Genomic DNA, 10,903 nt, shown 5'->3' on the forward strand with positions numbered 1-10,903 from the left:
CGGTGACGGACGGCTGCCGGGGCGGCGCCGCGGCAGCACCACCGCTGCGGGCTTTCGCCGTCCGGGAGCCGCCGTCAAGGCAGCACCGCCTGGAGGCGGGTCGCACACGCCGGCCTCGCCGCGGACGGACCGCGCCCGGCCGGCGCGTCCGGCCCCCCGGCACCGCCCGGCGGCCGGAACTCCTCCAGGTGTGTCCGCTCCCGCGGGACGCCCAGCCTCTCCAGTGCGCCGACCGCCCCGGCCACGAACGGGCCCGGGCCGCACACGAACACGTCGCGGTCGCGGAAGGGTTCGGCCAGGGTGCGCAGCCGGGCCGCGTCCGGCAACCCCTGGAGGGACTCCAGCCAGTGCACCACGGCGAACCGGTCCGGGTGCGCAGCGGCCAGTCGGCCCAGCCGCTCCGCGAAGATCACCGAACGTTCGTCACGGTTGGCGTAGACGAGGGTGACGCGGCCCGCGCCGGCGGCCAGTACCGATTTGGTGATGGAGATGACCGGTGTGATGCCGCTTCCGGCGGCCAGGAGAAGGAAGTCCCCGTCGAGCGAGGCGGGAGTGAACCGGCCCGACGGCGGCTGGACGTGCACGACGCTGCCGGGCCGCACACTGCGCAGCAGCCAGTCGGAGACCCGGCCGGACGGTGTCCGCTTCACCGTCACCATCAAAGGGTCCGACGTGTGCGGGGAACTCGAGAGGGAATAGCACCGGGTGACCGTGCCGCGGTCCGTCCCGGGAAGGTGCAGCGTGAGGAACTGCCCCGGACGGTAACGGAATTCCTCGGTGAGATCGTCGGGTACGTCGAAGACCAGCGAGCGGGCGTCCTCGGTTTCGACAATCACCTCGGACACCCGTAACGCGTGGAAACGCTCGTTCATCGTCGTCCTCGCTTCGTGAAGTGCGACGAGGCGCCGGCCACCGGATACCGAGGTGTCCCTTTCCGACGTTCGTCCACGGCCGTCGATCCTCCGGACTCCAACGCTGGGACAGCTGATCCGGGCCCGGCGTCCGGACACCGTCGCGAAAAGGCGATCTCCACCCGCGCCCAGCCGGCCCAGAAATGTCATGAAACGCGATGCCTCTCCGCGAAATTACAAGCATGAAGCGAGAGGGGTCAAGGTGAGTCGATGCCGCCGTCGGCGACGGGTACGGACATCTGGATTTCCGGACGAACTCTGCCGGACAGTCTTTTCGCGGCCACTGTGCGAACTCTCTGTCATGCGGAGGTGTCCGACCGGGGATTCCGCCCGGTCGGACACCCGTATTTCACCGCGCCATTTCTCCGGTGCCGTCCCTCAGAGGCGCGTCATGCGCCGGGCTGCGGCACGCGGGGGTGCACAGCGTGCGCCGGGGAGTCTGTCGCCTGCCTGCCCGGACACCCCGTCGCGCCGGCCGGGGACCAGTTCGAGCACATCGCGCCGGCCCCTTTCCGGTTCGGCGGACCGGGGCATGGGCGAGAGCGGCCGGCTGAGGTGTTCGATGACCCAGTCCGAGGCGCAGGAGTCGAAGACGAGCCCGCCCGCGCGCACCATCTCCACGGCCAGGACCAGGTCCTGCCAGCGTGCGCCGTTGAGCAGGTAGCCGCGGGCCCCCGCCCGCATCGCGGACAGCAGGGCCTCCTGGTCGTCGAGCGGGCTGATGATCAGCACTGCCGTCTCGGGACAACAGCCGGTGATCGGACTGATCACGTCGGCGATGCTCTGCCCCGGCAGGACGATGTCCATCACCACGACCTGGGGGCGCAGGGTGTGCGCCATGGCCACCGCGTCCGACCCCGTTCCGGACTCACCGACGACATGGAACGACTCCACCCCGTCGAGTAAAATGTGCAGACCGGACCGGTATATCGGATGATCACCTGCGATCAGTACGGTTGTGCGTGTGACATGAGCCGGCTCCAACGTCGCTGTTGTGATCACACTGCTCCCGTGAACTAGTCGATCAACAGTTGATTGGACTGTTCGTCACCGCGAAGAGCGCCCTGCGCACCGGCTCCGGTGCGACGGCTCGGGCTACACCCGGTTCTTGCCGCGGAGGGCGGACAGGATCGCCGCGAGTGCCATGATCCCCATCAGGGTGTAGAAGGCCGCGCTGAGTCCCTCGGCGAAGGCGACCGCGAGCCGGCCCTCCAGCTTGCTGGTGCCGACGAAGATGGCGAACGCCAGGTCCCTCGGGATCGAGTGCGAGGCCACGAGCATCGCCGTGGTGAACGAGAAGACCATGCCGATGCTGGAGAACGTGCGCAGCACCCCGGAGGCGATACCCAGGCGGTCGGGCGGTGACGCCTTCATCACTGCGGTGCTGTTGGCCGGGAAGAAGAAGCTGCCGCCGATCATGATGATGAGATTGCCGATCGCGGCGAGCCACAGGCTGCTGGTCGCCGTCATCTGCGCGAAGAGCACCATGGCGACGACCGAGATGCCGAGCCCCAGCGTGGCGGGGATGACCGAGCCGAACCGGTCGGTGAGCCGCCCGGCATAGGGTCCCACCACCGCGCCGATCACATAGCCGGGCACCAGCAGCAGCGACGCGTCGATCGGGTCCATCCCGCGTGTGCCCTGGAGATACATGATCACCAGGAAGAGCACCGCGAAGCTGCCCACGCCCTGCAACAAAGCGGCCAGCAGCGAGGGCGCCATCGTGGGAATGCGGAACAGCGACAGGTCGAGTGTCGGTTCCTTCTGGTACAGCTCGATGACGACGAAGGCCACGAGCAGTGCGACACCGCCCGCCAGGAATCCGATCATGGTCGCGTCCAGCGGGCGGGACGCGAGCCCGGTCATCGCCCACAGCACCCCGAAGAGGCCGAGCCCGAGCGTGATCATGCCGGCGAAGTCGAACTTCCTGCGGTGCCGCTCGCTGCGGTCCCGCAGCACACGTGCCGCCAGCACCAGCGCGACGACGCCGATGGGCACGTTGATCCAGAAGATCCACTGCCACGACACATAGGTCACCATGACGCCGCCGAGCAGGACCCCGAGCACGGAGCCGAACGAGAAGCCGAAGGCGTTGAAGCCATAGGCGCGACCGCGCTCCTCCGGCGGATAGAGCTCCGAGATGATCGCGCCGCTGTTGGCCGCGATCAGCGCCGCACCCACGCCCTGGAGCAGCCGGAACCCGATGATGCTGGGCGCGTTCCAGGCGAGTGCGCACAGCACCGAGCCGATCGTGAACACCAGGAAGCCGGCTTTGTACATCCGCACCCGGCCGAACATGTCGCCGAACCTGCCCAATTGCGTGGAGAGCACCGTGACCACGAGGAGATAGCCGACGACCACCCACGTGACGGCGGACAGGGTGATGTTCAGGTCTTCTTCGATCTCCGGCAGTGCGAGCACCACGATCGTGCCGTCGACCGCCGAGATGAGCACACCGATCATCACGACGAGCATGCCGAGAGCGCGCCGCGGCGGTGCGGACGGCGCCGGAGAGTCCGCCGTCCCCGTCACGGTTTCTTCGCTGGCCATCGGTAACCCCGCATCCTTCCGGTCCGGACTTCTTCTGTCATGCAAGGATGCTAGCATGCTCGCATGACAGCCGATAAGCAGAACGAGAGAAACAGTCGGTCATATCGAACGCGCTTTCCGTGCGCCTTTTCCGACAATTTGCCAGTCGCTCGGAAGAGCTTTACCGGACACCAGCCGACTCAGCGGCACGCCATACGCGCGCTGCAATTGCAGAAGGAATCGCGACTGCACGGTTTTCCCCGCAGCCGGCCGCGACCCGAAACAAGAACGCCCCCGATACCGACAGGAATCGGGGGCGTTCGCCGAGGCAGCGCCGCGCCGCGCGTCTGGGGGCGCCACCGGAGACCCGGCAGCAACGGCGCTTTGCCCCCTCGGGTGACCGCTCAGCTCTTGAGCGGCGCCTCGATGCTCCACTCACGCCCGTCCGGGTCGCGGACGACCATCCGCTGGGTGCCGTAGTGGGTCTCCTCGAACGGGGAGACCACCTCGACCACGGGGTCGGGCTTGAAGGTGTCCGCGTCCGCGACCCGCAGCACGAGCTGGACCTGCGGCTGGCGCTCCTGGGGGATCTCGCCGACGACGAAATACGGACCGTCGTCGTGCTTGAGCATCCCCGAGCCGTGCTCGGTGGAGAACTCCACCTTGAAGCCCAACGACTCCAGGAATTTGGCCGTCTTCCCCCAGCTGTGGGTCTCCATGTACACGCCTTCGACACCCTGGGTCGTCATGTCCGATGTCCTCTCACTGAATGGACTTGTCTCGTTCTTGCCGCTGGTGCTCGTCCAGATAAGAACGCAGCGCCTCGGCAACCAGCGCCGACAGCGACAGTTCGCGGTCGATGGCGAAGTGCTTCACCTGCCGGATCAGGTCTCCCGGCAGGTAGACGTTGAACTGCCTCACCTCTTCAGCAGTCATGTGAGCATGCTAGCAGGCTAGCCGTCGCACGCCAAGCATGCCCGCCGCGGCGACCTCATGGAGAAGGTTCCGGCCATCCTTCGCGGACCGGATGCGGACGATGCCGTCCCCCGCCGCTCCCTGCCCCGCCACGGCCGGCGGCCGGCGGCGACCGCCCCGTATTCGCCGCCTCGGCCCGCCACCGGCATTCACCATGGGCGCGATGGGCGTGCTGCGCGAGAATGCGAAGGCGCCGTGAATAGCGCGTACAACCACCGTATGCCGTAGGCGAGTCGGCGCCGCAGCGAGTTACACCGACCCGGCGGCAGAGGTTATGCTCGCACAATGCGATTCGGCTTAATGGCAAGCAATCCACTTGAATGGCTGCTCATCAAGCTCAATCTGATCGCGCGGCCCGTCCTCGACACCCAAGTCGGCGGCACTTACGTCCAAGTCATCATGGCGGCGGTCAAAGTCGGCCTGTTCGACGCTCTGGCCTCCGGCCCCGCCACCGCGGAAAAGATCGCGGCAAGCTGCGGCACCCATCCGGCCAGCACCGCGAAACTGCTCCCCTCCCTGGCGGCTTCGGGATACCTGCGAGCCAACGGTGATCAGTACGAGCTGACGAAGCTGTCCCGCAAATGGCTGGTCACCACGAGCCCGCACGCGGTGAACGACAAACTGCTGCTCCAGTTCTACGAGCTGGGGCTCATGCAGCGCGCCGACGAATATCTGCGCAGCGGCAAGCCGCTGGACTTCCACACCGGTATGAGCGACGACGTGTGGGATTCCTACCAGCGCGGGATGAAGGCCCTGACCCATGGCCAGACGGGCATGGTGGCGAAAGCCGTTCCCGTGCCCGAGGGAGCCACCGATCTGCTCGACATCGGTGGCTCGCACGGGGCGTACTCGGTCGCGCTGTGCCGCCGCCATCCGTCGCTCCGCGCCGTCGTGCTGGACCTGCCCGAGGCCGTGGAGCACGCCGCCCCGCTGCTCGCGGAGGAGGGCATGGGCGACCGTGTCCGCCATCTGCCCGGCAACGCGCTGACCGACGACTTCGGTGAGGAGTGCTACGACGCGGTGATCATCATCGGGGTCGCACACCACTTCAGCGACGCCCAGAACCGTGATCTCACCGCCAAGGTGGCCCGGGCCCTGCGCCCCGGCGGGGTGTACACGATCGCCGAGTTCCCCGCGGCGAGCGGTGTGGGAAAGACCCAGCAGCTGGCAGCGCTGCGCGATTTCTACTTCGCGCTGGCCAGCGAGTCGGGAACCTGGTCGCCGGAGCAGATGGCCTCCTGGCAGCGCGCGGCGGGTCTGGAGCCCGCCAAGCCGGTCCGGCTGGCTGCCGGCGGCGGACTCAACCTCCAGTCGGGCATCAAACCCCGGTGAGCCGAGACGTTCCCGGCCCGGCCCCCGGCGAGGGGGCCGGGCCGGGAACGCGTGGTCCGAGCCGGACGCGGGGAGGAGGGCGGCTCAGACCGTCACCGGCACGGCGACCGGGCCGCGCGTGATCATCAGCCGGTGCCAGACGATGTCGTCGGCCAGCGCCAGCCGGTCGAACCGGCGCACCAGGCGGGAGATCGCGATGCGGATCTCCAGCCGCGCCAGCGCGGCGCCGAGGCAGTGGTGCGGACCGCCGCCGAAGGACACATGTTTGCGGGCGTTGGGCCGCTCCAGCCGCAGTTCGGCGGCGGACGGGCCGAAGACCTCCTCGTCACGGTTGGCGGAGGCGAGTCCGGCCAGCACCGTCGCACCGGCCGGGATCACCTTGCCGGCGGCCTCGTGCGGCGTCAGGGTGATCCGGCGTGAATACTGCACGGAGGTGTCGTACCGCAGCAGCTCGTCCGCCGCGTTCGCGTCCAGGTCCGGGCGGGCACGCAGCAGCGCGAGCTGGTCGGGGTGGCGCAGCAGGGCGACCACGCTGTTGGCGAGCAGGTTCATGGTGGTCGCGTAGCCGGCCAGGTACAGCAGGACGACCTGTGCGATCAGTTCCTCGTCGCTGAGCACGTCACCGCCGTCCTCGGCCCTGATCAGCTGGGTCAGCAGATCCGGTTCCGCCGGGGCGGGCGCCCTGCGTTTGGCATCGATCACCGAGGCGACGCGTTCGACGAGTTCGGTCTCCGCGGTCTCGATCGCCTTGATGAGGTCCTCGTCCGGCTCCGCGACCGGCTCCAGCGAGTGCGCCAGGACCTCGGCCCGCTCGCGGAGCCAGGCGTAGTCGGCCTCCATGCCGAGCATGTCGCAGATGACCAGCAGAGGCAGCGGGTAGGCGAGTTCGCTGACGACGTCGGCCCGGCCGTGCTCGGCGGCCGACTGCTCGATCCGGTCCAGCGCCTCGTCGACGAGACGGGTGATCAACGGGGCCAGTCCGTTGATGGCGCGCTCGGTGAACACCTTGGTGAGCAGCCTGCGCAGCCGGGTGTGGTCCGGAGGGTCCTGATCCATCATGGACAGGGCGTGGATGCGGCTCTTGGTGACGTTGTCGTCCTCCACCGAGTGCCTGGCGCGCAGCAGCGCGACCACGTCGGCGTGCTTGGTGACGACCCAGAACCCGGCCGGGTGCTCGTGCACCGGGTCGGTCCGGCGCAGATGCGCGTAGTGCGGATACGGATCGTCGGAGAACCCCGGCGCGAACGGGTCGAAAACAAAGGGCTGTTCAGTCGCCGCCGTGCTCGTCGTCAGTGGTGCTTCTTCCCTGTCGGCCATTGGAATTCATCCCGTCCTGTCTGAAGGCGGCACATCGAGAGCACCGTTGGACGACTTCGCACACTCGATGCCCTTTATAGGGGGCCGGTCGATTCATGACAATGCTGATCAGATGGGGCGACGGCCGGGGTGTCCGAGCGGGGAAACTCCCCACTCGGACAGCCGGGCCGCCCGGTGGTGCGATATCACCACCATGGGTTCGTCACGCGCTTGACGTCCATATCCGGCGTCTTGAGACTCGAAGCCGGGGGCGAGTCACCCCTCGGGTTCCAGGATCCAACACCGACGAATCGAGGGGAATACCTGTGTCCGCGAAGCGAACGACGACGGTGCCGGATGAAACAGCGGTGCGGGTGGCCCTCTGGCGTGCCCTGCACGTACAGGCCGATGCGCCTCCGCATGTGATCGAGGACGAAATCGGACTGGAACTCGTCGCCCCCGGGGACGATTGGCGCCTTCGCGGTGACATGGCGGGGGACGGCATGAGCGGATTCCGCGCGGGTGTGGTGGCCCGTGCCCGGTTCATCGAGGACCTGGTCACCGAACAGTGCGCCGACGGTGTGCCGCAGTACGTGATTCTCGGCGCGGGCCTGGACACCTTTGTGCAACGCCGGCCGGAATTCGCGGGACGGCTGCGGGTGTTCGAGATCGAACAGCCTGCGACACAGGAATGGAAGCGCCGCCGGCTGGCCGAGCTCGGCCGGGACATCCCGGAATGGCAGCGGTTCGTGCCCGTCGATTTCGAGACAGGCGAAGTGTGGTGGGACCGGCTGGTCGAGAACGGTTTCGATCCGGCCGTGCCCGCGGTGTTCTCCTGTGCCGGCGTCACCATGTACTTGAGCAAGGACGCCGTGGCGGACACGCTGGCCCAGGCCGCACGCGCCGCCTCGGGCTCGACCCTGGCGATGACGTTCATCCTGCCCACCGCCTTCGACGAGCCCGAGGACCCCGCCGAGCACGAGGCAGCCGGCAGGCCCAAGCCGGGCCCGCGGGTCCACTTCCGCAGCTACTTCACCCCCGACGAGATCCTCGGACTGGCCGGAAAGGCCGGATTCCGCGAGGCCCGGTACGTCTCCACCGAGGAGATCACCGAGCGCTACTTCGCCGGGCGGGCCGATGACTTCCGGCCGGCGGCCGGAGAACCCTTCATGCTGGCGACGACCTGACGGCTGCCCGGCCCGTACAAGGGCCCGCCCGCCCGGGCACCGCATCCGCCGCGGCGCACACCGCTGCCCACCGGCGCCTTCGGTCATACGGTGACGACCAGAAGTTCCTCGGCGTTGGAGGGGCGCAGACCGTCACTGCGGCCGGCGAAATAGCGGGCGGTCAGCTCGGGCGCGGTGATGTGTTCGGCCGTGCGGAAGCCCGCATCGCGGGCCAGCGCCAGGATCTCCTCGGGGGCGAAGAAGCCGGTGAACGGGGTACCCGAAGCGCGCGCCGCCTTCTCCACCGCCGCCCGCAGCTCACGGGGCCCCGGTTCGACCATCTCCAGCGGGAGCTGGAAGGTGGTGACCAGTGTCGAGCCGGGAGCCAGCGCGGTGCCCTGCCGCAGCATGGCGACGATGGCGTCCTTGCCCAGATACGTACTGACGCCGAGCGAGGCCACGACGGCAGGCCGGCCGGGATCGAACCCGGCCGTCACCAGCGCGTCCCACCAGGAACCGCCCGCCGCGAGGTCGAACGGGACGAAGACCAGCCGGTCGGATACGCCGAAGCCCAGTTCCTCGAGCCGCCGGCGCTTCCACAGCTGCGGTCCGGGCGCATCGACCTCGAAGACCCGCAACGCCGGGGTGAGATCGGTGCGGCGCTGCGCGAAGGTGTCCAGACCGGCGCCGAGGACGACGTACTGGTCCACCCCGCGCCCGGCCTGCTCGGTGATCAGGTCCTCGGCGAACCGGGCCCGTGTGATGACGGCGGCACGGGCGAACGGATTGTCGTCGGGGTCCATGTCGGGGCGCCGTCGCCATTCGCTGCCCGGACCGGCCAGCCGCAGCCCCAGCTCGTCCTCGAACACCGGCGGGGCCGGGTCGTGCTGAACGTGCAGAGCGCGCCACAGGGCGGTGCGCACCGCGGTGCTGCTGGGCTCGGCGGCGGTCCGGCCCGGCACGGTTCCTTCGGTGGTCATATCAGGGTGTCCTCCGCTCGGTTCCGGCTGTCAGGTGGTGCGGTCGGCCGATGAGGGTGCCTGCCGGCCGATGAGGGTGCCTCACGCCGGTGCCGTCGGCCGGCGGTCCGGGCACGATCGCAGCGCGGACCGCTGTGGGCCGTGCCGTCCGCCCGGGTGCTCGTCCGGGCGCATGTGACGGCCGGGCCGGGGCGGCCCGGCCGGTCGGTCACAAGTCGGCGGCCAGCTTCCCGCCGCGGCCCCAGTGGTCCGTCTCGACATCGGTGATGATCACCGTGACGGCGGCCTCGGGGCATTTGGCGATCCGCGCGACCGTCCCCGTCACCTCTTCGACGAGCTGACGGCGTTCGGCCTCACCGGCGCCTTTCCACCAGTTCACCTGCACCAGGGGCATGGCACGTCCCTCCTTCTCCGGTTGCCGTGTCCGGCGGCGGCCGGCCTCGTCGCCGAGCCGCCGCCTGGCTTGCTGAGAGCTGGGCGGAAGCCGTTGCGGCCTGCTCCCCGCGGGCGGGCCCCTACGCCTCCACCTGTTCGCGCTGCCGCTGTTCCACGGCGACGGCGAAGTTCTGCCACATCCGGCCGCACTCCCTGGCCAGTTAGGCGATGTCCGCGGCGCGGTGGGCCGGCACGTCGCCGCTGAGCCGGGCCCAGTCCCGCGGGTCCAGCGCGTACACGTCCAGCAGACGCAGCAGCACCCGCCCCGACTCGGAGAACCGCAGCGAGGGATCGTTGCGCAGGCTGCGCACCAGTGCGGACCGCTCGGCCACTTCGGACGCCTGGATGCGGACGCAGGCGCTGGCCCGCCTGGGTGCCTCGCGTTCCTCGCGGCCCTGAGCGGCGACGGCTCGTGACTCGGACGCCGGCGGCGCCGCGGTCCGGCGGGTGTCGTCCCGTACGTTCCGCACGGTGTCCGGGCTGACGCCCGCCTCACGGGCGATCTGGCGCAGCGAGGCGCCCTGCCGGTCCGCCAGCAGGCTGCTCACCTTGGCACGGGCCGCGGCACCGTCGACGGGGCGCAGTCTGCCGTCCCTGCCGCGCCGATGGGTGACCGGCTCGGAGTCCTTCACCGAGCGTCTGCGGATCGAGCCCACCGTCTTGTGCGAGAGCCCCGCCACCGCGGCGATCGCCCGGTCGGACCACTCGGGGTAGGTGTCCAGGATGCGTTCGGCCGCCGCGGTCCGTTCGGCCCGCGAGAGGGGAAGACCGTGGGTGACGTTCTTCTCGACCGCGAGCACGAACGCCTCGTCGTTGTCGCAGTCGCAGAAATGCACGTCGATCGTCTCCTGCCCGCGCAGTTTCGCGGCCAGGAGGCGGTGCGCGCCGTCGACGACGCGCATGGTGCGGCGGTTGACGAGGATGGGCGGCAGTGTCGCCTCGGAGTGCGCCAGCAGACGCGCGTGCTCGTCGTTGAGTCCGGACAGCCGGGGTGAATCGGGCTGCACGATGTCGGCGAGCGGTAACCGTGTCAGGGAGCCCGCGGTCGTAGGGCTTCCATCGCCGCTTTTCCCGGCCACTCCGACAACGGGCTGATCGTTCACTATGGGGCCTTCCTGCTCGAAGCGAGTGTCGCTGCTGATGCGGCTGGTCCCGCCGACGTGCCCGCCCGGCGAGCGGTGTCACGCCTGCCGAACCGCCCTACCCCCCTGGATCGGTTCGCGCGATGTGCGTGGTCGTACGTGATCGGCGCGCCTGCCGGACGACGGTGCTGTCCGTG

The 10,903-nt window shown here is 69.3% G+C and carries 11 protein-coding genes; 2 read left to right on the forward strand and 9 right to left on the reverse strand.

Going from position 1 to position 10,903, the window contains the following annotated elements; all coding sequences use genetic code 11:
- Positions 1 to 74 precede the first annotated feature (74 nt).
- From IO40_RS0107815 to IO40_RS33300, 5 genes are all read right to left on the reverse strand, one after another.
- Positions 75 to 872 (reverse strand): FAD-binding oxidoreductase, encoded by a 798-nt coding sequence (locus IO40_RS0107815; RefSeq protein WP_016467106.1) that lies wholly within the window; start codon positions 870 to 872, stop codon positions 75 to 77.
- Positions 873 to 1,289: 417 nt separating this feature from the next.
- Positions 1,290 to 1,913, reverse strand: a complete 624-nt coding sequence (locus IO40_RS0107820; protein ID WP_016467107.1) for a response regulator — start codon at positions 1,911 to 1,913, stop codon at positions 1,290 to 1,292.
- A gap of 93 nt (positions 1,914 to 2,006) precedes the next feature.
- Complete coding sequence (locus tag IO40_RS0107825) at positions 2,007 to 3,461, reverse strand: MFS transporter (RefSeq protein ID WP_051719281.1); 1,455 nt, start codon at positions 3,459 to 3,461, stop codon at positions 2,007 to 2,009.
- Positions 3,462 to 3,844: 383 nt separating this feature from the next.
- Positions 3,845 to 4,189 (reverse strand): glyoxalase/bleomycin resistance/dioxygenase family protein, encoded by a 345-nt coding sequence (locus IO40_RS0107830; protein ID WP_016467109.1) that lies wholly within the window; start codon positions 4,187 to 4,189, stop codon positions 3,845 to 3,847.
- Positions 4,190 to 4,202: 13 nt separating this feature from the next.
- Complete coding sequence (locus IO40_RS33300) at positions 4,203 to 4,376, reverse strand: ribbon-helix-helix domain-containing protein (protein ID WP_016467110.1); 174 nt, start codon at positions 4,374 to 4,376, stop codon at positions 4,203 to 4,205.
- A 339-nt stretch (positions 4,377 to 4,715) separates the two neighbouring features.
- Between IO40_RS33300 and IO40_RS0107840 the strand changes: the two genes are divergently transcribed.
- Positions 4,716 to 5,747 (forward strand): class I SAM-dependent methyltransferase, encoded by a 1,032-nt coding sequence (locus IO40_RS0107840; RefSeq protein WP_051173433.1) that lies wholly within the window; start codon positions 4,716 to 4,718, stop codon positions 5,745 to 5,747.
- Positions 5,748 to 5,831: 84 nt separating this feature from the next.
- Here the strand turns inward: IO40_RS0107840 and IO40_RS0107845 are convergent, their stop codons facing one another.
- Positions 5,832 to 7,064, reverse strand: coding sequence for a cytochrome P450 (locus IO40_RS0107845; protein WP_016467112.1), 1,233 nt, complete (start codon positions 7,062 to 7,064; stop codon positions 5,832 to 5,834).
- A 305-nt stretch (positions 7,065 to 7,369) separates the two neighbouring features.
- Here IO40_RS0107845 and IO40_RS0107850 point away from each other — a divergent pair, with 305 nt between their 5' ends.
- Positions 7,370 to 8,230: a class I SAM-dependent methyltransferase gene (locus IO40_RS0107850; RefSeq protein ID WP_016467113.1), complete on the forward strand. Its 861-nt coding sequence runs from the start codon at positions 7,370 to 7,372 to the stop codon at positions 8,228 to 8,230.
- 83 nt (positions 8,231 to 8,313) lie between these two features.
- On the opposite strand, the gene IO40_RS0107855 is transcribed toward IO40_RS0107850, so the two are convergent.
- From IO40_RS0107855 to IO40_RS33305, 3 genes are all read right to left on the reverse strand, one after another.
- A complete protein-coding gene (locus IO40_RS0107855; RefSeq protein ID WP_016467114.1) occupies positions 8,314 to 9,189 on the reverse strand; it encodes a class I SAM-dependent methyltransferase in 876 nt (291 codons plus the stop codon).
- A gap of 208 nt (positions 9,190 to 9,397) precedes the next feature.
- Positions 9,398 to 9,583 (reverse strand): tautomerase family protein, encoded by a 186-nt coding sequence (locus IO40_RS0107860; protein ID WP_016467115.1) that lies wholly within the window; start codon positions 9,581 to 9,583, stop codon positions 9,398 to 9,400.
- A 202-nt stretch (positions 9,584 to 9,785) separates the two neighbouring features.
- On the reverse strand, positions 9,786 to 10,631 hold the full coding sequence (locus IO40_RS33305) for a ParB N-terminal domain-containing protein (RefSeq protein ID WP_234336554.1): 846 nt from the start codon (positions 10,629 to 10,631) through the stop codon (positions 9,786 to 9,788).
- Between the last annotated feature and the right edge of the window lie 272 nt (positions 10,632 to 10,903).

The organism is Streptomyces albus subsp. albus (assembly GCF_000725885.1).
GTDB classification, from domain to species: Bacteria; Actinomycetota; Actinomycetes; order Streptomycetales; family Streptomycetaceae; genus Streptomyces; species Streptomyces albus.